General features: G+C 72.0%; 19 protein-coding genes. 15 read left to right on the forward strand and 4 right to left on the reverse strand.

Going from position 1 to position 24339, the window contains the following annotated elements:
• Positions 1-238: 238 nt before the first annotated feature.
• The 4 genes from DEJ43_RS27545 to DEJ43_RS27560 all read left to right on the forward strand — a co-directional run bounded on the left by DEJ43_RS27545 (position 239) and on the right by DEJ43_RS27560 (position 3355).
• Complete coding sequence (locus tag DEJ43_RS27545) at positions 239-973, forward strand: arylamine N-acetyltransferase family protein (protein WP_233447992.1); 735 nt, start codon at positions 239-241, stop codon at positions 971-973.
• Between the two features lie 42 nt (positions 974-1015).
• Positions 1016-1621, forward strand: a complete 606-nt coding sequence (locus tag DEJ43_RS27550) for a YdbC family protein (protein ID WP_015036667.1) — start codon at positions 1016-1018, stop codon at positions 1619-1621.
• A 153-nt stretch (positions 1622-1774) separates the two neighbouring features.
• Positions 1775-2434 (forward strand): histidine phosphatase family protein, encoded by a 660-nt coding sequence (locus tag DEJ43_RS27555; RefSeq protein WP_015036668.1) that lies wholly within the window; start codon positions 1775-1777, stop codon positions 2432-2434.
• A 12-nt stretch (positions 2435-2446) separates the two neighbouring features.
• Positions 2447-3355 (forward strand): ADP-ribosylglycohydrolase family protein, encoded by a 909-nt coding sequence (locus DEJ43_RS27560; RefSeq protein ID WP_015036669.1) that lies wholly within the window; start codon positions 2447-2449, stop codon positions 3353-3355.
• 188 nt (positions 3356-3543) lie between these two features.
• Here DEJ43_RS27560 and DEJ43_RS27565 read toward each other — a convergent pair whose 3' ends face one another.
• Complete coding sequence (locus tag DEJ43_RS27565) at positions 3544-5097, reverse strand: MFS transporter (RefSeq protein ID WP_041662959.1); 1554 nt, start codon at positions 5095-5097, stop codon at positions 3544-3546.
• A 134-nt stretch (positions 5098-5231) separates the two neighbouring features.
• Between DEJ43_RS27565 and DEJ43_RS27570 the strand changes: the two genes are divergently transcribed.
• The 3 genes from DEJ43_RS27570 to DEJ43_RS27580 all read left to right on the forward strand — a co-directional run bounded on the left by DEJ43_RS27570 (position 5232) and on the right by DEJ43_RS27580 (position 7400).
• Positions 5232-5849 (forward strand): TetR/AcrR family transcriptional regulator, encoded by a 618-nt coding sequence (locus DEJ43_RS27570; protein WP_015036671.1) that lies wholly within the window; start codon positions 5232-5234, stop codon positions 5847-5849.
• Between the two features lie 93 nt (positions 5850-5942).
• The gene (locus tag DEJ43_RS27575; RefSeq protein ID WP_015036672.1) at positions 5943-6653 is read left to right on the forward strand and encodes a ribonuclease HII; all 711 of its coding nucleotides are present in this window, start codon (positions 5943-5945) and stop codon (positions 6651-6653) included.
• 108 nt (positions 6654-6761) lie between these two features.
• Positions 6762-7400, forward strand: coding sequence for a hypothetical protein (locus DEJ43_RS27580; RefSeq protein ID WP_041662961.1), 639 nt, complete (start codon positions 6762-6764; stop codon positions 7398-7400).
• Positions 7401-7620: 220 nt separating this feature from the next.
• On the opposite strand, the gene DEJ43_RS27585 is transcribed toward DEJ43_RS27580, so the two are convergent.
• Positions 7621-8250 (reverse strand): hypothetical protein, encoded by a 630-nt coding sequence (locus DEJ43_RS27585; protein WP_015036674.1) that lies wholly within the window; start codon positions 8248-8250, stop codon positions 7621-7623.
• A 228-nt stretch (positions 8251-8478) separates the two neighbouring features.
• Positions 8479-10662 (reverse strand): RecQ family ATP-dependent DNA helicase, encoded by a 2184-nt coding sequence (locus tag DEJ43_RS27590; RefSeq protein ID WP_015036675.1) that lies wholly within the window; start codon positions 10660-10662, stop codon positions 8479-8481.
• Between the two features lie 142 nt (positions 10663-10804).
• On the opposite strand from DEJ43_RS27590, the gene DEJ43_RS27595 reads away from it, so the two are divergent.
• The 7 genes from DEJ43_RS27595 to DEJ43_RS27625 all read left to right on the forward strand — a co-directional run bounded on the left by DEJ43_RS27595 (position 10805) and on the right by DEJ43_RS27625 (position 21292).
• Positions 10805-12229, forward strand: coding sequence for a DUF4192 domain-containing protein (locus DEJ43_RS27595; protein WP_015036676.1), 1425 nt, complete (start codon positions 10805-10807; stop codon positions 12227-12229).
• Between the two features lie 115 nt (positions 12230-12344).
• Positions 12345-14420, forward strand: coding sequence for a glycogen debranching N-terminal domain-containing protein (locus tag DEJ43_RS27600; RefSeq protein ID WP_015036677.1), 2076 nt, complete (start codon positions 12345-12347; stop codon positions 14418-14420).
• 109 nt (positions 14421-14529) lie between these two features.
• The gene (locus DEJ43_RS27605; RefSeq protein ID WP_015036678.1) at positions 14530-15396 is read left to right on the forward strand and encodes an NUDIX hydrolase; all 867 of its coding nucleotides are present in this window, start codon (positions 14530-14532) and stop codon (positions 15394-15396) included.
• A 121-nt stretch (positions 15397-15517) separates the two neighbouring features.
• Positions 15518-17305: an ABC transporter ATP-binding protein gene (locus DEJ43_RS27610; RefSeq protein WP_041662963.1), complete on the forward strand. Its 1788-nt coding sequence runs from the start codon at positions 15518-15520 to the stop codon at positions 17303-17305.
• A 160-nt stretch (positions 17306-17465) separates the two neighbouring features.
• Positions 17466-18353: a FadR/GntR family transcriptional regulator gene (locus DEJ43_RS27615; RefSeq protein WP_015036680.1), complete on the forward strand. Its 888-nt coding sequence runs from the start codon at positions 17466-17468 to the stop codon at positions 18351-18353.
• A gap of 379 nt (positions 18354-18732) precedes the next feature.
• Positions 18733-20280, forward strand: a complete 1548-nt coding sequence (locus DEJ43_RS27620; protein ID WP_051026184.1) for an RNA polymerase sigma factor — start codon at positions 18733-18735, stop codon at positions 20278-20280.
• 193 nt (positions 20281-20473) lie between these two features.
• Complete coding sequence (locus DEJ43_RS27625) at positions 20474-21292, forward strand: S1 family serine peptidase (protein ID WP_015036682.1); 819 nt, start codon at positions 20474-20476, stop codon at positions 21290-21292.
• A 182-nt stretch (positions 21293-21474) separates the two neighbouring features.
• On the opposite strand, the gene DEJ43_RS27630 is transcribed toward DEJ43_RS27625, so the two are convergent.
• Complete coding sequence (locus DEJ43_RS27630) at positions 21475-21705, reverse strand: DUF7455 domain-containing protein (RefSeq protein ID WP_015036683.1); 231 nt, start codon at positions 21703-21705, stop codon at positions 21475-21477.
• Between the two features lie 431 nt (positions 21706-22136).
• Between DEJ43_RS27630 and DEJ43_RS27635 the strand changes: the two genes are divergently transcribed.
• Complete coding sequence (locus DEJ43_RS27635; protein ID WP_015036684.1) at positions 22137-24254, forward strand: DNA gyrase/topoisomerase IV subunit B; 2118 nt, start codon at positions 22137-22139, stop codon at positions 24252-24254.
• Positions 24255-24339: the final 85 nt, after the last annotated feature.

The following is a 24339-nucleotide window of genomic DNA, read 5'->3' on the forward strand; positions in this document are numbered from 1 at the left end:
GCGCATCCCCTCTCCGCGTACGCCCCCGCGCACGCCTCGCGTCGTACCGTCCGACCCGCTCGAAAGCCCGTGGTCGTGGCCCGATCACTCATGGTGTCATGGGGCTACGACAGTGGGCCCGGGGGTTGAGGGGGAGAACGCCTTGTGGAGTGGTGAGGAGCTGGATCTCGACGCATATCTGGCTCGAATCGGATACGTGATCGAGCGGGACGGGGAACTCGCCCCGGATCTACGGACCTTGACGGCCCTTCACCGGGCGCACATCCGGGCCGTGCCCTTCGAGAACGTCGACGTCCTCCTCGGCAGACCGGTGCCGCTGGACCTCAAGAGCCTTCAGGTCAAGCTGGTGGAGCGGCGCAGGGGAGGCTACTGCTACGAGCAGAACTCCCTGTTCGCCGCGGTCCTCGAACGGATCGGCTTCGCCGTCGCCGGGCGCGGAGCCCGTAACCGGTCACGGGGGACCGCGCTGCCCCCCGTCACCCACGCCCTGCTCGTCGTCACGATCGACGGCGAACAATGGCTCGCCGACGTCGGTTTCGGCTGGCAGGGACCTCTGGAGCCGGTGCCCCTGCGGGACGGCGCCCGCGTCGAGCAGAGCGGCTGGACCTTCGGGATAGCCACCGAGGACGAGGGCATCCAGGTGCTGCGCTTCCTGCGGCCCCAGGGCTGGACCGACCTGTACGCCTTCTCCCCGCAGACGATCTACCCCGGCGACTTCGCCGTCATGAACCACTACAGCTCAAGCCATCCGCAGTCGCGCTTCCTCGGCCAGGTGGTCGCCCAGCGACCCGGGACCCAGGTGCGCAGAGCCCTGGTGCGCGAGCGGCTCTCGACGCTGCGGACGGACGGCCAGAGCGAGGAACGGATCGTGCCCGCGGCAGAGTTGATCGAAACACTGCGGGCCGAATTCGGCATCGAACTGGACGAAGAGGAGCGCGCGGGCCTCGGACGAATGCACCCGGTGGGGGCCTGACGAGGTCTGCCGGGCCGGTCGTCCGCCCCGTACGATGGCGCGGTGCTGGTCAAGTGGATTCGCTGCACCGTGATGGACCGCCGAGGGTTCGAACGGGGACAGCGGAAATGGGCGGGGCTGCTCGGTGAGCCGGGATTCCGGGGCCAGGGCGGCGGGTGGAGCCGGGCTCGGCCGGACGTCGCCCACATCTTCGCGTTCTGGGAGAGCCGGGCCTTCTACGACTCGTTCATGGCGCGCTCGCACGATCGGCTGGCGGCCTCCCAGGCGGGCACCTTCAAGGACATCCAGACCAAGCTGTTCGACCACCGCTTCGACGTGAAGACCGGGTTCGAGCCGCGGTTCACCGACGCCGACGTGGCCCGGGTGGCGCACTGCCGTGTGCACGAGGACCGCGCCGAGCACTTCGCGCTCATGCAGGAGAAGGTGTGGAACCCGGCGATGGCCGGTTCCCCCGGCATGCTCCGGGGCCTCTTCGGGGAGGCACCGGGCAGCGAGTTCCTGGTGCTGTCCCTGTGGCAGTCCGCGGCGGAGCACGGGAAGTACCGCGTCGAGCGGATCGAGCGGCTCGGGCTCCGGGCCAGGACCGCGGCCGACGTGGCGGCCCTGACCGGCGACGTGGTGCAGCTCGAACCGGCCTGGACGGTCTGAGTCGGCGACACGTGCTGACAGGGACGGTTTGAGCGCGGGGACGTGGCTCGATCTGGCCCGACTGAGCCGGGGGACCGGGGTCGGGTACGCCGGATGGGCGCCGAGCGCCCCCTCGGCTGAGCCTGCCCGGGACCGGCGATCTAGGGTCGGGGTATGGCACGACCGCGGCGCATCGTCCTCGTACGGCACGGAGAGTCCGAGGGCAATGTCGATGACACGGTGTACGAACGGGAGCCCGACCACGCGCTGCGCCTCACCGAGACCGGATGGGCGCAGGCGGAGCGGACGGGGGACCGGCTGCGGGAGCTCTTCGGGGACGAGGCCGTCAGCGTCTACGTCTCGCCGTACCGACGCACCCACGAGACCCTCCGGGCCTTCCGCCTGCCGCCGGAGCAGGTCCGGGTGCGGGAGGAACCGCGGCTGCGGGAGCAGGACTGGGGGAACTGGCAGGAGCGCGAGGACGTACGCCTGCAGAAGGCCTACCGGGACGCGTACGGGCACTTCTTCTACCGCTTCGCGCAGGGAGAGTCGGGCGCGGACGTGTACGACCGGGTCGGGGCGTTCCTGGAGAGCCTGTACCGCAGTTTCGAGGCGCCCGACCATCCGCCGAACGTCCTGATCGTCACCCACGGACTGACCATGCGCCTGTTCTGCATGCGCTGGTTCCACTGGACGGTCGCGGACTTCGAGTCGCTGTCGAATCCGGGCAACGCGGAGACCCGCACGCTGCTGCTGGACGAAGACGGGCGATACCGTCTGGACAGGCCGTTCGAACGCTGGCGTACCCCGGAACCGTACGGCCCTACCGGATAGAGTGGCAGACCGATGACCGCTGACTCCTCATTCGACCGGCGCTTCGACCGCGCCCTGGCCAGCCTGCGCGGGCTGTCCGTGGGAGACGCCCTGGGCTCCCAGTTCTTCGTACCCGCCAACTACCCCCTGCTGAAGCGGCGCGAGCTGCCCGCCGGCCCCTGGCAGTGGACCGACGACACCGAGATGGCCTGCTCCGTCCTGGCCGTCCTCGCCCGCCACGAACGGATCGACCAGGACGCCCTGGCCATGTCCTTCGCCCAGCACCACGACTTCGACCGGGGTTACGGCCCCGCGGTCAACCGCATGCTCCGGCTCATCCGGGAGGGCGGTGACTGGCGGGAACTCGCCGCCGGCCTCTTCCAGGGACAGGGTTCCTGGGGCAACGGCGCCGCGATGCGGATCGCGCCGCTCGGCGCCTGGTACGCGGAGGACCCCGAGCAGGCCACCCACCAGGCCGAGATCTCGGCGTACACGACCCACCAGCACCGGGAAGCCGTGGTCGGCACCATGGCCGTCGCGGCGGCGGCCGCGCTGGCCGCCGACCCGGCGGGGCCGCCCACGCCCGAGGCGCTGCTCGACGGGGTCATCGCCCTCGTACCGCGCAGCGCGGTCGGGGCGGGGCTGCGCCGGGCCCGCGACATGCTCGACTACGGCGACCCCGGCACGGTCGCCGCGGTGCTCGGCAGCGGCCGGCGGACGAGCGCGCACGACACCGTTCCGTTCGCCCTCTGGTCGGCGGCGCGGCGCCTCGGCGACTTCGAGCAGGTGTTCTGGACGACCGCGCAGGTCGGCGGCGACGTCGACACGACCTGCGCCATCGCCGGGGGCGTGGTGGCCGCCGCGGCGGGCGGTGCGCCGCCGGCCGAATGGCTGCGGCAGACCGAGGAGCTTCCGGGCTGGGTCCCGGTACCGGCGGCCTGACAGCCGGGTGCCGCGTGAAACGATCCGACGGCCCCTGAGTCCCGGTCGGGGCTCGGGGGCCGTCGGTGTGTTCCAGGGGTGGTGGTGGCTGGTCGGGTCATCGGCGGACGGTCAAGGCCACTGGCGGGCGACCGGGTCACCGGCCGGCGAGCAGGCCACCGGCGGGCGGTCGAAGCCGCCGGTGGTGGTCAGGCCATCGGACCGGCCGCCTCGGCGCGGCCGCTGAGCGCTTCCAGGTCGCTCTTGCGGACGCGGATCACCAGGACGGCCGTGACCAGGGCGATCAGCACCATCGCGACCGCCGCCGTGAAGGCCGAGGAGATGCCCGCGGTCAGCACCTCGTGGCCCCAGGGCGCGGGCAGCTGCTTCGTCTTCATGACCTCGGCCTGCTGCTCGGGCGTCGAGTTCGCCAGGAAGTTCGGAAGCTGCTTGTCGCCCTCCTCACGGCTGGCCGTGCCGAAGACCGTGACCAGGATGGAGAGGCCGAGCGAGCCGCCGACCTGCTGCGTGGCGTTGAGCAGGCCGGACGCGGCGCCCGCCTCGTGCTGGGCCACCCCGGAGACGGCCGTGAGCGTGAGCGTCACGAAGTTGAGGCCCATGCCGAAGCCGAACAGGATCATCGGACCGAGCACACCGCTCGCATAGGTGCTGCCCGAGTCGATGAACGTCAGCCAGAAGAGGCCCGCACCCGTGATCGCCGAACCGGCGACCATGAACGGCTTGGGCCCGAGGACCGGCAGGAAACGCTGCGCGAGGCCCGCGCCGGCGCCGATCGCGAAGGTCACGGGCAGGAAGGCGAGCCCGGACTGGATCGGGCTGTATCCCAGGACGTCCTGGACCCACAGCACGATGAAGAAGAACATGCCGAACATGGCGGCGGCCAGGCTGAGCATGATCACGTACGTGCCCGAACGGTTGCGGTCCGCGAACATCCGGAGCGGCGTGATCGGTTCCTTGGCACGCGATTCCACGACCGCGAAGGCCACGAGGAGGATCACCGCCGACACGAAGGATCCGATGGTCAGCGCGTCCTTCCAGCCCTCCTCGGAGGCCCGGATGAAGCCGTAGACCAGCGCGGCCATGCCGAGGGTGGAGGTCGTGGCTCCGGCGATGTCGAACCGGCCGGGGTGGCGCTCGGACTCCGCGATGTACCGCGGGGTGAGGAACGCGATCAGCAGGCCGATCGGTACGTTGACGAAGAGGACCCAGCGCCAGTCCAGCCACTCCGTGAGCATGCCGCCGGCGAGGAGCCCGATCGCGCCACCACCGGCGGAGACGGCGGCGAACACGCCGAACGCCCGGTTGCGTTCCGGTCCTTCGGGGAACGTCGTGGTGATCAGGGCCAGCGAGGTGGGTGAGGCGATGGCGCCGCCCACACCCTGCAGGGCCCGCGCGGCGAGCAGGTGCCAGGGCTCCTGGGCGAATCCGCCGAGCAGCGAGGCGAAGGTGAAGAGCAGGATGCCGGCCATGAACACCCGGCGGCGGCCCAGGATGTCCCCCGTGCGGCCGCCGAGGAGCAGCAGGCCGCCGAAGGTGAGCGTGTAGGCGCTGAGCACCCACGACAGATCGGTCGTCGAGAAGGAGAGCGCGTCCTGGATGTGCGGCAGCGCGATGTTCACGATGGTGGCGTCGAGAACGACCATCAGCTGGCAGGCGGCGATGACGGTCAGGGCGATGCCCGGCCGGCCTCCGGCGCGTGCGGGTCCGCCCTTGGTCTGTGTGTCCACCGGAGATGTTGTCACTATGGATCCCCCACGGAAGAATTAGTGAACGCACCCGTTCACTGTCCACCACGGTAGTGAGTCCCCCACAGAGAACGCAACCGTTCACTGTGCGCTGCCGCACTGCATGACATCGCTTCAACGGAGAGATCCTGATGGTTACTTCGCGCTCCACGGCCGCCGCCCGGCCGGAAGGGGTGTCGCTGCGACGCCGTGGCCCCGTCCTCGAACGGGCCATCCTGGAGGCCACGCTCGACCAGCTGAGCAGCGTCGGATGGAACGGTCTGACAATGGAGGGTGTCGCGGTCGGCGCGCAGACCGGTAAAGCCGCGGTGTACCGGCGTTGGCCTTCGAAGGAAGATCTCGTCGCGGACGCCCTGCAGGCCGGACTGCCGACGCTCGACGAGGCGCCGGACCTCGGCGGTGTGCGTGACGACCTGTACGAACTGTGCCGCCGGGTCCGGGACGTCATGTACTCCAAGCCGGGCTTTGCTCTGCGTTCGGTCCTTCACGAATGCGACGCCGAGGCCGCTGAGCGGTTCCACGGCCTGATCGTCACCGGGGTGGTCGAGCCGTCGGCCCGACTCTTCCGGGACGTTCTCCAACGCGGAATCGCAAGGGGAGACGTACGCGCCGACGCCAACGACGATCTCGTGATCGACGTCATCCCCGCCATGATGATGTACCGCTCAAAGGTGTGCGCAAGCGAATGGCCGGACGATGAGATCGCCGAACTGATCGACCGGATCATGGTGCCGCTGGTCCGGGCCTGAACCCCGGCGCGCGCCCCGCGGCAGGCGCTTCGGGCACCCGAGGGGAAACCGGGTATCGCGGGCGGCACCAGGCGGCGTAACCTGTCAGGCGCCATGCCGTACGAACCACCCACCCACACCGTCGAGCGATCGCTCCGAGCCACCACCGGCGCCAAGATCGTCGCCGGAGTCGACGAGGTCGGACGCGGGGCGTGGGCCGGCCCGGTCACCGTGTGCGCGGCCGTCACCGGACTCCGCCGGGCGCCCGAAGGGCTCACCGACTCCAAGCTGATCACTCCCAAGCGCCGCACGACGCTCGCCGCCGAGCTGGAGGGGTGGGTCACGGCGTACGCGCTCGGCGACGCCTCCCCGCAGGAGATAGACGAGCTCGGCATGACCGCCGCCCTCAGGCTCGCGGCGGTCCGGGCCCTCGAAGGCCTTCCCGTACGGCCCGACGCGGTGATCCTCGACGGCAAGCACGACTACCTCGGCGGCCCCTGGCAGGTCCGTACGGTGATCAAGGGCGACCAGTCCTGCATCGCCGTGGCGGCCGCCTCCGTCATCGCCAAGGTCCGACGGGACGCCTTCATGGCGGAGCTGGAGACCAGCGCAGGGGACTACGCGGCGTACGCCTTCGGCGCCAACGCGGGCTACCCTTCGCCGGTCCACAAGGCGGCGCTCGAAGAGCTGGGGCCCACCCCCCACCACCGACTCTCCTGGTCGTACCTGGACGCCATGCCCAGGTGGCGGCACCTCAAAAAGGTCCGCCTCTCCGCGGAGGCGGTCGCGCTCGAAAGCGGGGGCCAACTCGGCTTCGACTTCTGAAACTTCCGGTCGCGGGGCCCCGCTCAACAGGGCTCCCACACGGCCGGGGTGCACATGTGTGCCCACCCGCCGGTGCCTCACGCAGCGGCGTTTGATAGACATCCACCCATGCCTCTCATCCCCGAGGAGCCTCAGATTCACGAGAGCGCCCAGGGTCCCCGCGCCACCGCGGCCGCCGGCCGCCCCGCGTCGACCCCCCGTCCCGTACCCGGCCCGCGTTCCGCGGCCACTCCGCGTCCCGGACGCCCCGTACCCGGCCCGCCGCGGCCCAAGGCACCGGTGCAGCGCACGCACCCCGATGCGGCGCCGACTCCGGCGGACGCTCCGGAGAATCGTTCCGGTCAGCGATCCGCCCCGCAGCTCCAGCTGATCCCGGCCACCGTCGACGGCGCGCTCGACGCCGCCGAGGAAGCACTGGACCTGCTCCTGGAGAGCGGACGGGCGCCCGGTGAGGTGCTGCTCCTCACCACCGGCGACCCCCACCCGTGGGCCACGCACGAGCTGTCCTTCGGTGAGGCGGCCTACTGGGCGCAGCAGGACACCGGCGACGACGTGTTCTTCGCGCAGGCCGCCGCCGTGGAGCGGGCGAACGCCCGTCCCGTGGTGATCGTCGCCCTCAACGGTGGGGACGACGCGTCGGTCGCCGAGGCCCTGCCGTCGGCCACGGCCCGCGCCCAGGCGCTCCTCGTCGTCTGCGGTGACCCGCAGCGCGTCACGTCGCTCCTCGGAGCCGGCGCAGGCGTCTGACCGACCGCCCGAACGCACTCCACCGTCTGACCGCCCCTCCGCCGGAACGAAACCGGTCCGGCGGGGCGGGGTCGGTTGCGCCGGCGCGTCGCGTTGGAGTGCGTCGCATCGTGCCCTCGCGTCGGGCGGCGTCGTGTACGGGACCCCTGCGTCGCGGCCCCCGCGTCGGCGAGGGCGTCGTGTCGGAGTGCGTCGTATACGGGGCCGGGTGCGCGTGCGGTCAGCGGGCGGCGGCCCGGCGCAGGGGTTCGCTCGCGCCGCTCGCGGTTCTCGGTGCCAGCTGGGCGAGTTCGGCCGGCCCTTCGCCGAGCGGCAGCGGGAGCGAGTCGGAGCTGGGACGCCGGCCGCCGCGCCCTTCGCCGAGCACCTGCCAGCCCGCTCGGGTCAGCGTGATGTACGCCCCGCAGCGGAGCCCGTGCAGGGTACAGGCGTCCCGGAGCCCCCACATCCAGGCACCGTCCTCCTCCGTCCACCGCTCGTCGCCCTCGCGGCAGTACAGCAGGACCGCGGTCCGGACCGGCGTGCGTCTGCGGAGGTCGTGCGGAATGACCCGCCGCAGATGCGCGAGCAGCGCGTTGCGGAACTCCCAGCCGTCCGCCGGGGAGGGACGGCGGACGAACGAGGCGCTGGCGGCGAGCCGTTCCTCATGGTCCAGGACCGCGAGGACCGCCATCGAAGGGGTGGGGGTGTGGCGCGAGTGCAGACCGCTGACGATCTCACGGGGATTGCGCAACAGGGGGATGCCCGCCGCGGACCACTGCGCGGGTTCGAGTATCCGGGCGAGGCGGTTGGCGGACTCGGACGACGAGCTGAGCGAGGTGGCTCGGGGCGGAGCGAATCCGAGGGTCACGGTCCTCCCTTCGGATACGCGCCCGTGAGCGGGCAAGGTCGGGTGAGCGCGCGCCACGGCACAGTCCTTCCGGACCGCGGACGGGGCCGAGCGAAGCGGTTTCCCAATTCTTGCGGCCCCGTGCGCGAGCGGCAACGAGCAATTGAGGCCGCTGACGGGAATGCGTCGGTATGCCTCTCATATCCCTGCCCAGTTGCCCATTGTTCACTCCCCGTTTCCCCTCCCGTTTCACCCCTGGACGGCAAGCACCAGCGGGAACACTCCTTCCGCTCCGGCCCGACGCAGCAACCGCGCCGCGACCGCGAGTGTCCAGCCGCTGTCGGACAGGTCGTCGACGAGCAGAACCGGACCACCGGCCGAGGCGAGACGACCCGCCAACTCCGCCGAGACCGTCAGGGTCTTCTGCAGGCCGACCACCCGCTGGGCGCTGTTGGTCCGCGACAGCCGCAGCTCCTCCGCCTCGGGTGTGTACTCCACTTCGCCGAGCAGGGGCATCCGGCCGATCTCGGCGATCCGCTGTCCGAGCGAGCCCACCAGCCGGGGTCTGCGGTGGGAGGCCACGGTGACCACCCCGGCGGGCCGGTCCGGGGCATCCGGTGCACCCGAGGCCCAACCTCCCGGCCCCTTGGCCCAGTCGGCGAGCACATGGACGACCGCCTGCACCACATCGTCCGGAACCGGACCGTCCGTGGCGGTGTCGGCCAGCAGCGGACGCAGCCGGTTGCCCCAGCCGATGTCCGAGAGCCGCCCGAGCGCCCGCCCGCCGAAGGCCTGCTCGCCGACCGGGATGCGACCCTTCAGATCGACCCCGACCGCGGCGAGTCCCGTCGGCCACATCTTCCGGGGCTCGACCTCCACGCCCGGCCGCCCCAACTCTCCCTTGGCTGCGTCCAGCGCCGCGTCGGACACCTTCGGATCGAACCGGCTACCCGCGCAGTTGTCGCAGCGACCGCACGGAGCGGCCTCCTCGTCGTCGAGCTGGCGCCGCAGGAACTCCATCCGGCACCCCGAAGCCGACGCGTAGTCACGCATCGCCTGCTGCTCGGCCGCCCGCTGCCGCGCCACCCACGCGTAGCGCTCCGTGTCGTACACCCAGGGCCGGCCCGTGCTCTCCCATCCGCCCTTCACCCGACGCACCGCACCGTCCACGTCGAGGACCTTGAGCATCGTCTCCAGACGTGTCCGGCGCAGCTCCACCAGCGGCTCGAGCGCGGGCAGCGACAGGGGCCGGCCGGCCTGCGCCAGCACGTCGATCGTGCGGCGCACCTGCTCCTCGGGCGGGAAGGCGACCGAGGCGAAGTAGCGCCAGATCGCCTCGTCCTCCTGCCCGGGCAGCAGAAGGACCTCGGCGTGCTCCACCCCGCGCCCGGCACGGCCGACCTGCTGGTAGTAGGCGATCGGGGAGGAAGGCGACCCGAGGTGCACGACGAACCCCAGGTCCGGCTTGTCGAAGCCCATGCCGAGGGCTGAGGTCGCCACCAGCGCCTTGACCCGGTTGCCCTGGAGATCGTCCTCCGCCTGCTGCCGGTCGGCGTTCTCCGTGCGGCCCGTGTACGAGGAGACCGTGTGCCCGCACTGGCGCAGGTAGGCCGTGACCTCGTCGGCCGCGGCGACCGTCAGGGTGTAGATGATCCCGGAGCCCGGCAGCTCGCCGAGATGGTCGGCGAGCCAGGCGAGCCGATGGGCCGCGTCCGGAAGTCTGACCACGCCCAGGCTGAGGCTCTCCCGGTCCAGAGGCCCGCGCAGCACCAGGGCGTCCGTGCCCGCGCCCGTCCCCAGCTGCTCGGCCACGTCCGCGGTCACCCGGGCGTTGGCCGTGGCGGTGGTGGCGAGCACCGGGACCCCGGACGGCAGGTCGGCGAGCATGGTGCGCAGGCGGCGGTAGTCGGGCCGGAAGTCGTGGCCCCAGTCCGAGATGCAGTGCGCCTCGTCGACGACGAGCAGCCCGGTCGCGGCCGCGAGGCGCGGGAGGACCTGATCGCGGAAGTCGGGGTTGTTGAGCCGCTCCGGGCTCACCAGGAGCACGTCCACCTCACCGGCGGAGACCTCCTCCTGGACCGTGTCCCACTCCTCCGTGTTCGACGAGTTGATCGTCCGGGCGCGGATGCCCGCCCGGGCGGCCGCCTCCACCTGGTTGCGCATCAGCGCGAGGAGGGGGGAGACGATCACGGTCGGACCGCTGCCGCGCTCGCGCAGCAGCGAGGTCGCCACGAAGTACACGGCCGACTTGCCCCAGCCGGTCCGCTGCACCACGAGGGCCCGACGCCGGTCGGCCACCAGGGCCTCGATGGCCCGCCACTGGTCCTCGCGCAGTCTCGCCTCGCCCGTCGGGTCGGAGACGAGACGGGCGAGCACGGCATCGGCGGCGGTCCGCAGCGCGGCGCGGTCTTCCAGGGGGTCTGCGTGGGTCATGCCTCCATGCAACCCGATGCCTCGGACATCGCGCGAACGAGCCACCGAACCTGTGGACAACTCGCGAGTCCGGCGGATGCCTCGTTCCGGGAGTTATCCACAGGGGTTTCGGATTTCGGAAGATCACGAGACCGTCCTGACCATGAACGCGAATCACCACGAAACCAGCGGACTGTCCCGTACCCAGCAGATCACCCTGCGAGGCCCTGCGGAACTCGCCGACGCCCTCCCGTTCGTGCTGGGCTTCCATCCCACGGACTCGGTCGTCCTCATCGCCCTCCACGGCGAGCACGGACGCTTCGGCGGCCGGGTCAGGCTCGGCATTCCCCGCTCGCCCCGCGAGTGGGCGTCCACCGCCGACCACCTCGCCGAATGCCTCGTCGAGGGCGGCTCCCGGAGCGGCGCACGACCGGACGGCATCGTCGTCTTCCTCTGCCAGGACCCCGGAGCCGGCGAGACGAGCCGCAGGGTCATGGAGCGCCTGCGCCCCTTCGCGCAGCTGCTGCGCATCGCCTGCGGCGCCCTCGACATCCCGGTCTACGAGGCCCTCTGCATCTCCGACGGCCTCTACTTCTCGTACTGCTGCCCGGACGCGCGCTGCTGTCCGCCCGACGGCACCCCGCTCGCCCTCAGCGGCACGTCGGTGATGGCCGCGACCGCGGCGTACGCCGGAGTGCAGGTACGGGGCTCGCTGCGGGACATGGAGAGCCGGTTCCGGCCGCCCGGCGGACCCCAGGAGGAGGCCCAGCGCGCGGCGCTGGACAGCGCGGCCGCCGCGATCGTCCCCCAGATCCTGGAGGACACGGAGGACGAGGGGCGCGAGAAGGTCCGCGAGGCGACGCTGAGGCTCGCCCGGGACATCCTCCGTCGGTTCGCCAACCCGGGAGGGGCCGAGCCGAGCCCGACGGGTGGCGCGGACACCACGGGCGCCATGGGCCGGACCCGCGCGCCGGGCGGCCCGACGGCGCGGGCCGACGCCGCCGACGACGCCCTGGTCGCGACCGAGGAGGCGGCGACGCTCATTCTCGGCCTCCAGGACCGGGTCACCCGTGACCGTGCCGCCGAATGGATGGAGGGCTGGGAAGGCACGGCAGCCCTGCGGCTCTGGCGGGTCCTCTCCCGGCGCTGCGTCGCCCCCTACCAGGAACACGCCGCCGCGCCGCTGACCCTCGCGGGCTGGACGGCCTGGTCCGGCGGCGACGAGCCGACCGCCCGGGTCGCCCTCGGGCTCGCGCTCGAAGCCGACCCGGAGTACGTCTTCGCCCGACTGCTCCACCAGGCCTGCAACGAAGGGCTCGACCCCGAGTCCCTCCGGAGCTGCCTGCGGACCGAGCGGGACACCCGGCTCGCCTCCCAGGAGGCCACTCCCGCCACCGCCCGAAGCGGCGGGGTGCGCTCGCCGCGCCCGCAGGGCGGCGGGCAGGCCCTCCGGAAGCCCGGCCGCCAGACCGGAGGAGGGGAGCGCCGTCCCTCGGCCGGAGTCCGGCCCGGCGGGCCCGCCACGGGGAAGCCGGGGAGCGGGACGCCGAGGCACGGCGGGCAGCGCGGCACCAGGAGTGGCCGATGACGACCGTGACCCGGCCGCACGCGGGCGCGTTCACCTCTCTGGCGGCGTCGTCCGAACCCTCCCGCCGACGCCCCGCCGGCCGCCCGGTTCGCACAGAGAGCACCCCGTACCCGCCATGGCCCTCAGCCCTCTCCCGGCCCCCGGCCGCCCTGGACCCCCGATCGACCCGCCTCCCGGGCGCCGGCCCGGCACCGGCGTCGCGCCCCCGGGACCGGTACGGCCCGCGGAGCTCCCCTCGGTGCACGGTGCGCTCCTCTGCGTCGCCCTGCCCGCCCTCGCCGTCTGCGCCGAGCACGGCCAGCTCACCGGCGAGGGGCCCGAAGGGGTGTACGCGGCGGGGCGAAGGCTCCTGGCCCGCTGCGTCCTGCGGGTGGCGGGGCGTGAGCCCGTCGCCCTCCAGGGCCGGCTGGCGGCCGCGGACCGGGCGGTGTTCCTCGGAGCCCTCCGGGTCCCCGGGGACATGGGGCCCGACCCCGGTCTCACCGTCGAGCGCACCCGGAGCGCCGACGGAACCGAGCGGATCACCTTGCGCAGTGCCGTCCCCCGCCCCCTCAGGCTCCCGGTGGAAATCGCTCTGGGCACGGATCTCGCGGACCTGGGCGCGGTGGCGTCCGGCAGACCCCGGCCCGAACTCGCCGCGAGCGTCCACGGCACCGGCCTGCGCTGGACCGGCGGGGACGGAAGGTCCGTCGCCGTCACGGCGGACCCGCCGCCGACGGACGCCCTGGCGGCGGCCGGAGTACTGCGCTGGGAGGCCGAGCTGCCGCCCGGGGGCACGTTCACCCTCCAGCTCCGGGTACGTGAGGGCGCGCCCGGCCGCCCCACCGCCGCCCCGTCGGCCGCGGGCGCCGGACGGCCCGGCGGCCACCTCCTCGCCGAGGCCCACGCGGAGGGCGACGACCACCGCCCGGGAGAACTGCTGCGGGTCTCCGTCGAGGACCTGCGGGCCCTGCTCCAGCGTGACCGGGCCCACCCCGCGGACGTTCACCTCGCGGCCGGTGTCCCCTGGCGCTGCGGACCCGTCACCGCCGAGGCGCTCTGGGCGGCCCGCATGGCGCTGCCGCTCGGCACCCGTCTCGCCGTCACCACACTGCGGGCCCTGGGCCGTACCCAACTCGCCGGAGCCGGACCCCAGTCCGGCCGCATCCCCGGACCCCTCCGGGACGCGGGTCCGCACCTCCCGCCCCGCTGCACGGGCATCGAGGCCACCCTCGCCTTCCCCGTGGTGCTCGCCGAGGCCCGCCGCTGGGGCTTGCCGGCCGCGGATCTGGAGGAGCTGCTTCCCACGGCGGAGCGCTGCCTCGGCTGGCTGCGCCGGACGCTCGACGGGAGCGGTCTCGTCCCGGACCCGGGGCCCGACGGACCCTGGCGGGCCGAGACCCAGGCGCACGCGCACCGCGCGGCCCTGCTCGGTGCCGACCTGCTCGACGCCTGCGAGCGGCCCGGGGGAGACGCGCTGCGCGAAGCGGCACGCGGCCTGCGGGAGCGCTTCAGGCGGGAATTCTGGCTCGACGACCGTGCGGGCGGCCGCCCCGCCGTCGCCCGTGGACCGGACGGCCGGACCTGGCCCCACCTGGGTGGCTGGGCCGCGCATCTGCTCGACACCGGACTGCTGGGAGGCGGCAGCCATGCGCGGGGCCTCCTCGACGGGGCGGAGACGGAGCAGGTGGCGAGGCTGCTCGGCACACCCGCGCTGGACTCCGGCTGGGGTCTGCGCGGCCTGGGAGCGAAGGAGCCGGGCTACAACCCCTTCGGCCACCGGGCCGGAGCGGTGCGGTCGCACGAGACGGCGGTGGCCGTGGCCGGGCTGGCCGCCGCCGGCCACGAGAAGGAGGCGGCCTCCCTGCTGCGCGGGCTGCTCGACGCGGCGGAGGCGTTCACGTACCGGCTGCCCGAGATGTACGCGGGGGAGCAGCGGACGGCCGGCGCCCGCCCGGTGCCGCACCCCGCCGCCTGCCGGCCCGCGGCCGTCGCGGCCGCCGGAGCCCTGCACGCGCTGCTGGCGCTCGCCGGTATCCGGCCGGACGCACCCGGCCGGTCCGTGTCGACCCATCCGCTGCGGTCGGCGCCGCTCGGGGCGATCCGGTTCTCGGGGCTCGTGGTCGCGGGAGAGCCGTTCGCCGTGCGGGTCGGCAGGCTCGGTCTCGGTATGGTCGAGCAGGCCGCAGAGGGTCTTCAACTGGGGGTGTGACGGGATGCCGGACACGGACACGACGGAAGCCTCGCGGGCGGGCGGGCGAGTCATCGCCGGTGCTTCCGAGGGGCGTGCTTATCGTCAGGAAGACGACTATGATCGCGGCATGCCTCCCTACGACCCGTCGGCCTTTCCGCCCTTCGCCGTCACCGTCGATCTGGTCGTGCTCACCGTGCGCCGCCACGCGCTCTGCACCCTGGTCGTACGACGGGGAGAAGCGCCGTTCCAGGGGCGCTGGGCGCTGCCCGGCGGCTTCGTGCGCGCGGAGGAGGACCTCGGGGCCGCGGCCGCCCGCGAGCTGGTCGAGGAGACGGGACTCTGCGCCCACGATCCGGCCGCCCCGCCGCCCGTGCCGAGCAACGGCGCGCACCTGGAGCAGCTCGCGACGTACGGCGCGCCCGACCGTGACCCCCGGATGCGCGTGGTGAGCGTCGCGCACCTGGCGCTCGCCCCGGATCTTCCCGCCCCGAGGGCCGGTGGCGACGCGAACAGCGCCCGCTGGGCGCCCGTCGAGGAGCTCCTCGGTGAGGACGTGCTCGCCGCGACCTCGACGGCTGGTGGTGCTCCTGGCGGCACTGGGTCTGCGGCGCCCGCCGGGTCCGCGGCGCTCGCCGGTGACGAGACGGACGCCGGAGACGACGAGAAGGAAGCGGGGCCTGGGGCGCTCGCCTTCGACCACGCCCGCATCCTCGCCGATGGGGTGGAGCGCGCCCGCTCGAAGATCGAGTACTCCTCGCTGGCCACGGCCTTCTGCCCTCCGGAGTTCACGGTCGGGGAGCTGCGTCGGGTGTACGAGGCGGTCTGGGGTGTGTCCCTCGACCCCCGCAACTTCCACCGGAAGGTGACCGGCACGCCCGGCTTCCTGGTCCCGGCCGGTGGCACCACGACCCGTCAGGGCGGTCGCCCCGCCCAGCTCTTCAGGGCAGGTGGGGCCACCCTCCTCAACCCGCCGATGCTCCGTCCCGAGGTCTGACGGACGGGCACGTCCACGCCCCAGGACGCCAACCATGCACTGAAAGTCCGAAATGTAGCGTTATCTTGCTGCGGTAGCGCCGCCCTGCCGCGGAGCGGTGTCACCTACCGCGAGAGAAGCGATGCTCCAGGCAATCGGACTGACCAGCAATCCCCGCCGCGATCGCCCGCTCGCCGTGGACGATCTGACCTTCGAGGCCCGGCCCGGCGCCGTGACCGCACTTCTCGGCTCCTCGGGCTCCGGCAAGACCACCGCGCTCCGGCTCATGCTCGAACTGGAGCCGGGCCGTGGGATCACGTACTTCCGCGGGCGGCCGCTGCACCGCATCGCCCATCCTCCGCGCGAGGTGGGCGTGCTCCTCGGCGACGTCCCGGGACATCCCTCCCGCACGCTCCGGGGCCAGCTGCGGATGCTCGGGGCCGCCACGGGGGTTCCCGCCTCGCGCGCCGATGAACTGACGAAGATCGTGGGCCTGACGGGTCTGGAGCGTCGGCGGATCGGCACCCTTCCGATCGGCGCCGACCGCCGACTCGGCCTCGCCTCGGCGCTGTTGGGCGACCCCCACACCCTGCTGCTGGACGAGCCGGCCGCCGGACTCTCCGTACCCGAGAGCGCGTGGCTGTACGAGCTCCTGCGCGCGCACGCGGACAAGGGGGGAACCGTGCTCTACACGACGGAGGACCCCAAGGACGCGGCCCGGAACGCCGATCGGGTCGTCACGCTCCACGGCGGTCGGCTCGTGGCCGACCAGGATGCCGCCGAGTTCGCCCGTACCCGGCTGCGTCCCCGGGTGGCGGTCCGCACCCCGCAGGCCGCGCGACTGGCCGCCGCCGTGACCCAGGAGGCCAGGGCGGCCCGCCGACCGGTCGAGGTGGTGGCCGAGGGCGGCAACCGCCTGTCCGTCTACGGGAGCGACTGCGCGGCCGTCGGTGACACGGCGTTCCGTCACGGGGTACCGGTCCACCGGCTCGCCGTGGAGACCGGCGACACCGGCCCCGTACCGCGAGCGCGCGAGGGAGACGGCCATGGGGAAACCACCACCGAGCCCCGGGCCGACGCGCCCCGAGACGCCGACTCCCCGGCCGTCGGGCCCCGTGCGGAGTCGGCGGGCGGGGCCGCAAGCGTGCGGCGGCCGGCTCGGTCGCCGCTGCGTCCGCTGAGGTACGAGGTCCGCCGGCTCCTGGGCGTGCCGTCCACGCCGCTCGTCGTGGCGGCCGTCCTGCTCGGCTCCGTGACGCTCGCGCTGCTCCTCGGGCGGGGCGGACGCGCCGCTCTGCCGGCCGTCCTGGCCGGCTGGCCCGCGCTCTCCCCCCTCCCGCCCGCCGCCCTCGGGGCCGGACTGCTCGGGGCCTTCTCCTTCGGTGAGGAGTACCGCTATCCCGCGCTCACCACGGGCCGGGGAGCCGTGCCCCGCAGGCCCGGCCTCCTGCTGGCGAAGCTCACCGTCGCGGCCGCCGTCGCGCTGGTGCTCGGGGCAGTCGTCGTGGTGGCGGATCTGGAGGCCCTGCGGTTCGTCTACGGCCAGGAGTTGATCACCGTGCCGAAGAACTGGCCGACGCTCTGCGCGAGTTGGCTGGGCCTGCTGGTGGGGTGCGCCTGGGCCGGGGTCCTCGGGGCGGGGGTGTTCCGGGCCGCGGGGGCCGGTGTGGCGGCCGTGCTCGCCGTACCGGTCGCCTTCGTTCCGCTGATGCAGAAGGTGCTGACGGGGCCGTCGGTGCGCTCGGCCGCCGGACTTCCGGCACGGTTGCGCGAGTTCGCCGGTCCGCAGTGGTCACCGGCGGCGGACCGGTGGGTGGCGGGGGCGTTGAAGGTGCTCGGCCAGCCCGCGGGGGTGGCTCTTCTTCTGACGTTGACCGGCCTGCTGTGTGCATATGTGTTCACCGGCCTTCGTCGTAAGGCCCGTTGGTGATCACTTTCGGACCGGGAGGTTCCGTTTCATGGTCAACTCCCCTGAAATCTGCCGGTTATGTCCGATTAATCGTCAATTGTGTAGGGGGTGCCGATCACCCTTTCGTGTGCTTTTCACCAAAGACCTCAAGGGTCACGGAAGCAACGCCGACAAAGGATGCGTGAGTACCCTTGCGCACACCATGATGACCGCCGCCCGCTCCGTCGACTCCGGCCTCGGCGCCCCGGGCGATCTCGACCGCTACCCCTACGCGGAGGCGCCCGCCGCCGGCCGCGTGGGCCCGCCCTCCTGGGAGGGGGTGGACACCGATCTGGGCCGCGTCGGCCGGCGGAGCGCCGGAAACCGGGGCCGCGGACTGCACGGACAGCTCGTCCAGCAGCTCGGCCAGATGATCGTCTCCGGCGACCTCGGGGCGGACCGCCCCCTCGTCCCCGAGGAGATCGGCCAGCGGTTCGAGGTCTCACGCACCGTCGTACGCGAGTCGCTGCGCGTCCTGGAGGCCAAGGGACTCGTCAGCGCCCGCCCGAACGTCGGCACCCGCGTCAGGCCGGTCAGCGACTGGAACCTGCTCGACCCCGACATCATCGAGTGGCGCGCCTTCGGCCCGCAGCGCGACGACCAGCGCCGCGAGCTCAACGAGCTGCGCTGGACGATCGAGCCCCTGGCCGCGCGCCTCGCCGCCGGGCACGGCCGCGAGGACGTCCAGCAGCGCCTGGCCGACATGGTCGAGATCATGGGCCACGCGTTCGCCCAGGGAGACGGCATCACCTTCTCCCGCGCCGACACGGAGTTCCACTCGCTGCTCATCCAGCTCGCCGGGAACCGGATGCTGGAGCACCTCTCCGGGATCGTCGCCGCCGCGCTCCAGGTGTCCGGCGGCCCCGTCACGGGCTGCGACCGGCCGAGCGAGGCCTGCCTCGCGCACCACGCCCGGATCGTGGACGCGCTCGCCGCCGGCGACGCCCACGCCGCCGAGACGGCGATGCGGCAGCTGCTCACGGTCCACCCCGAGGTGGAGCGCGTCGTTCCCGCCCCCCGCGAACACTGATCCGCGGGCCGTGGCCGGGAGTGCGGAGTCGGGGGCGTCGCGTGCCACCGGATCCGAGCGCCACCCGGGGGACCTGGAGCGGGTTCCCCGGGTGGCGCCAGGATTCGGGCGGCGTGAATGTACCCTTATCTACTCCACTGCGGTGTTATGTCGCACATGGGGTGTGACTCGGGCCACGAAGATTGGGCGTAACACTCCTCCGAGCCGTGCGATGACTTAAGAGGTGACGGCCGAGGAAGGAATACAGCAGCCGACGGAGGCGCTGTGCAGTTCCCCGGTCCAGCCCGCGCCGTCGGCACATTCCCCGTCGACGGTCGTCGGCTCCAGCCCGATCCCGGGCGGGGCCGGAAGCCGTTTCCATCGTTCCGAGAGGTTGTTCGTGTCGGCCAGCACATCCCGTACGCTCCCGCCGGAGATCGCCGAGTCCGAGTCTGTGATGGCGCTCATCGAGCGGGGAAAGGCTGATGGGCAGATCGCCGGCGATGACGTGCGTCGGGCCTTCGAGGCTGACCAGATTCCGCCAACCCAGTGGAAGAATGTTCTGCGCAGCCTCAATCAGATCCTCGAGGAAGAGGGTGTGACGCTGATGGTCAGTGCAGCGGAGTCGCCGAAGCGCGCCCGCAAGAGCGTCGCAGCGAAGAGCCCGGCCAAGCGCACCGCCACCAAGACCGTCACCGCCAGGACGACCGTGACGAAGACGACCGTCACGGCCGCACCGGCCTCCGCGGCCGAGGACGCAGACCCGGCCGACGAGGCCGGATCCGCCGCCAAGAAGACGGCCGCGAAGAAGACCGTCGCCAAGAAGACGGTGGCCAAGAAGACCGTCGCCAAGAAGACGGCGGCCAAGAAGACCACGTCCAAGAAGGACGCCGACGAACTCGTCGAGGGCGAAGAGCTGCTCGAGGACGTCGCGCCCGGCAAGGGCGAGGAAGAAGAGACCGAGGGCGAGAGCAAGGGCTTCGTCCTGTCCGACGAGGACGAGGACGACGCTCCGGCGCAGCAGGTCGCCGTCGCCGGTGCCACCGCCGACCCGGTCAAGGACTACCTGAAGCAGATCGGCAAGGTCCCGCTGCTCAACGCCGAGCAGGAGGTCGAGCTCGCCAAGCGCATCGAGGCCGGTCTGTTCGCCGAGGACAAGCTCGCCAACTCGGACAAGCTCGCGCCGAAGCTCAAGCGCGAGCTGGAGATCATCGCCGAGGACGGCCGCCGCGCCAAGAACCACCTCCTGGAGGCCAACCTCCGTCTGGTGGTCTCCCTGGCCAAGCGCTACACCGGCCGCGGCATGCTCTTCCTGGACCTGATCCAGGAGGGCAACCTGGGTCTGATCCGCGCGGTCGAGAAGTTCGACTACACCAAGGGCTACAAGTTCTCCACGTACGCCACCTGGTGGATCCGTCAGGCGATCACCCGCGCCATGGCGGACCAGGCCCGAACCATCCGCATCCCGGTGCACATGGTCGAGGTCATCAACAAGCTCGCGCGTGTGCAGCGCCAGATGCTCCAGGACCTGGGCCGCGAGCCCACCCCGGAGGAGCTGGCCAAGGAGCTCGACATGACCCCTGAGAAGGTCATCGAGGTCCAGAAGTACGGCCGTGAGCCGATCTCCCTCCACACCCCCCTGGGTGAGGACGGCGACAGCGAGTTCGGTGACCTCATCGAGGACTCCGAGGCGGTCGTTCCGGCCGACGCGGTGAGCTTCACGCTCCTCCAGGAGCAGCTGCACTCGGTGCTCGACACGCTCTCCGAGCGTGAGGCCGGCGTCGTCTCGATGCGTTTCGGTCTGACCGACGGCCAGCCGAAGACGCTGGACGAGATCGGCAAGGTCTACGGCGTGACCCGCGAGCGGATCCGCCAGATCGAGTCGAAGACGATGTCGAAGCTGCGTCACCCGTCGCGCTCGCAGGTGCTGCGCGACTACCTCGACTGATCCGTACGCCGACGAGGCACGGAGCGGTACGCGGAAGGGCCCGGTTCCCCGAGGGGGAGCCGGGCCCTCCGGCTGTCCGGGGGGTGCCTTCGCGCGGCTGTGCGGGTGCGCGACGCGGCTTTGCGCGGGTGCACGGCGCAGCCGTGTGCTGGACGCTGGGTGAACCGACATCACCGGAGAGTCAGGAGACTCCATGCGTGGTTCCCTCACCCGAGCACTGACGGGCGCTCTGGGTCTGATCGCCGCAGCGGCCGGACAGGTCGCCACAGCCGTACCCGTGGCCGCCGACAGCGTCGTGGTGGGCGGCCGACAAGTCCAGATCTCCGACGCGCCCTGGGTCGTGGCGCTCTCCAGCCGTGACCGGTTCGGGGGTACGCGCGCGGGCCAGTTCTGCGGGGGTGTGGTCGTGGCGCCGACCAAGGTGCTGACGGCGGCCCACTGCCTGGGCCGCGAGGTGCTCGGCGGCGAACCGTGGGAGGTGCGCGACTTCGTGGTCATCGCGGGGCGGGCGGCCCTGCGCGGGCAGGGCGGGCAGGAGGTGCGGATCTCCGACACCTGGGTCAATCCCGACTACGACCCGACGACGAACTCGGGCGATCTCGCCGTGCTGACGCTGCGGAGCCCGCTGCCGCAGTCGTACGTGATCGGCGTCGCGCCCGCGGGAGACGCGGCGTACGCGCCGGGAACGGCGGCGGACGTCTACGGCTGGGGCGACACGACCGGGAACGGGACGTACGCCTCCACGCTGCGGACGGCGCGGGTGCAGGTGCTGCCGGACAGCGCCTGTGAGCGTGCCTACCCGGGCGGCTTCGGTGTGCCCTACCGGAGCGACACGATGCTGTGCGCGGGCGACCCGCAGGGCGGCAGGGACGCGTGTCAGGGGGACAGCGGGGGCCCGCTCGTGGCGAAGGGGCTGCTGGTCGGCCTGGTGTCCTGGGGCAGCGGGTGTGGGCAGGCCGAGAACCCGGGTGTGTACACCCGTGTCTCGGCGGTGCTGCCGACGCGCTTCTGAGCCGGAGCGGTCGGTGTCGCGGGCAGGACCGGATCTCGCGGTCCTGGCTCCGCTGAGGAGGTCCGAGGAGTCGGGGGACTCCGCGGTGGGACGAGAACGGGCGGCCACCCCCTGGGTGTGACAGGGTGGCCGCCCGTCGTCCGGTCAGTGGCCGGATCTGAGCTCGTCGTGGATGCGAGGCGTCAGTGGTCGTCGCCCTGGGTACGGGCCGGCACGTCCGTCAGGCGGTCCGTCTCATCCTGTATCTCAACGGCGATCTTCTTGAGTTCCGGCTCGAACTTACGTCCGTGGTGGGCGCAGAAGAGCAAGTCACCTCCGCTGGTCAGGACGACACGCAGGTATGCCTGGGCGCCGCAGCGGTCGCAGCGGTCAGCGGCCGTCAGGGGGCTCGCGGGGGTCAGAACAGTAGTCACGTCGCCTCTTCTCTAGCTCGACGAGCTGTCGTACCAGGGTCAACATCCAACCAGGCCGAAAACGTTCCCGCTCGTGGCTTTTCCTTGAAACTTCTTCCAAGGTGGCTGTCTGCTGCCGGTTGGCGGCGAATGAGCCGTATTGCGTCGCTCTACGGATTTCGCGTTGCTTGTGTCGGTTAGCCCTCCCCGGCGGTTGCCGGTTGTTCATGAGGACGTGCCCGGAGCCTAAATGGTTCATGCCTGGAAGGGAACGTGATGTTCGCGTCACCCCATCGAGGGATCGAACATCCATACGACTCTGGACTAGCATGAGGAATCGGGGTGGGTGGCGTTACAACCGCTCTACCAGGCATCGGTACCCTCTGAACCGGTGACCGACGCCGGGCCTTACCCACCGGGCCAGATTTCAAATTCAGCGAGGAGCGAACCGCGTGACCGCCGAAACGTCCGTGCCGTCCAGTGCGCTGCTGACCGCAGACCGTGACGCTTCCAACTACACCGCGCGGCACCTGCTCGTACTCGAAGGGCTCGAAGCGGTCCGCAAGCGCCCCGGCATGTACATCGGGTCCACCGACAGCCGCGGCCTCATGCACTGCATCTGGGAGATCATCGACAACTCGGTCGACGAGGCCCTCGGGGGCTACTGCGACCACATCGAGGTCATCCTCCACGACGACGGCTCCGTCGAGGTCCAGGACAACGGCCGAGGCATCCCGGTCGACGTCGAGCCGAAGACCGGACTCTCCGGCGTCGAGGTCGTCATGACCAAGCTCCACGCCGGCGGAAAGTTCGGCGGCGGGTCGTACGCCGCCTCCGGCGGTCTGCACGGCGTCGGCGCCTCCGTGGTGAACGCCCTGTCGGCCCGCCTCGACGTCGAGGTCGACCGGAACAGCGCCACGCACGCGATCAGCTTCCGCCGCGGCGTCCCGGGCATCTTCACCGAGCAGGGACCCGACAGCCCCTTCGACCCGGGCAACGGGCTCCGCAAGGGCAAGCGCGTCCCCAAGACCCGCACCGGCACGCGCGTGCGCTACTGGGCGGACCGGCAGATCTTCCTCAAGGACGCCAAGCTCTCCCTGGAGACGCTGCACCAGCGCGCCCGGCAGACCGCCTTCCTCGTGCCCGGCCTCACCATCGTCGTCCGCGACGAGCGGGACCTGGCCGGGATCGGCAAGAGCGAGGAGACGTTCCGCTTCGACGGCGGCATCAGCGAGTTCTGCGAGTACCTCGCCCAGGACAAGGCCGTCTGCGACATCCAGCGGCTCACCGGGCAGGGCACCTTCAAGGAGACCGTCCCGGTCCTCGACGAGCGCGGCCACATGACCCCGACCGAGGTCACCCGTGAGCTCGCCGTCGACGTCGCCCTCCGCTGGGGCACCGGCTACGACAGCACGGTCAAGTCCTTCGTCAACATCATCGCCACGCCCAAGGGCGGCACCCACGTCTCGGGCTTCGAGCAGGCGGTCACCAAGACGGTGAACGAGGTGCTGCGCTCCGCGAAGATGCTGCGCGTCGCCGAGGACGACATCGTCAAGGACGACGCCCTCGAAGGACTCACCGCCGTCGTGACGGTCCGCCTCGCCGAGCCGCAGTTCGAGGGACAGACCAAGGAGATCCTCGGAACCTCCGCGGCCCGCCGGATCGTGGCGAACGTGGTGGCCAAGGAGCTCAAGGCCTTCCTCACCTCGACCAAGCGGGACGCCAAGGCGCAGGCCCGCGCCGTCCTGGAGAAGGCCGTCGCCGCGGCCCGCACCCGGATCGCGGCCCGCCAGCACAAGGAGGCGCAGCGCCGGAAGACCGCGCTCGAGTCCTCCTCGCTGCCGGCCAAGCTGGCCGACTGCCGCAGCGACGACGTGGAGCGCAGCGAGCTCTTCATCGTCGAGGGAGACTCCGCTCTCGGTACGGCCAAGCTCGCGCGCAACAGCGAGTTCCAGGCCCTGCTGCCGATCCGCGGCAAGATCCTCAACGTCCAGAAGTCGTCCGTCTCGGACATGCTGAAGAACGCCGAGTGCGGAGCGATCATCCAGGTCATAGGAGCGGGTTCGGGCCGCACCTTCGACATCGACGCGGCCCGCTACGGCAAGATCGTCCTCCTCGTCGACGCCGACGTCGACGGCGCCCACATCCGCTGCCTGCTGCTCACGCTCTTCCAGCGCTACATGCGGCCCATGGTCGAGGCCGGGCGGGTCTTCGCGGCCGTGCCGCCGCTGCACCGGATCGAGCTCGTCCAGCCCAAGAAGGGCCAGGACAAGTACGTCTACACGTACTCGGACAACGAGCTGCGCCAGACGCTGCTGGAGTTCCAGCGCAAGGGCGTCCGCTACAAGGACGCCATCCAGCGCTACAAGGGTCTGGGCGAGATGGACGCCGACCAGCTCGCGGAGACCACGATGGACCCGCGCCACCGCACCCTGCGCCGGATCAACATCGGCGACCTGGACGCGGCGGAGCAGGTCTTCGACCTCCTCATGGGCAACGACGTGGCGCCGCGCAAGGAGTTCATCACGGGCTCGGCGGCGACGCTCGACCGCTCGCGCATCGACGCCTGAGGCTCTCCACCCGTGGGTGGAGCGAGACGCTCCACCCACGGGCCGATCACATGGCTGCCGACTCTCCGTAGGCTTCATGTGACGG

Origin of the sequence: Streptomyces venezuelae ATCC 10712 (genome assembly GCF_008639165.1) — a bacterium.
GTDB lineage: Bacteria > Actinomycetota > Actinomycetes > Streptomycetales > Streptomycetaceae > Streptomyces > Streptomyces venezuelae.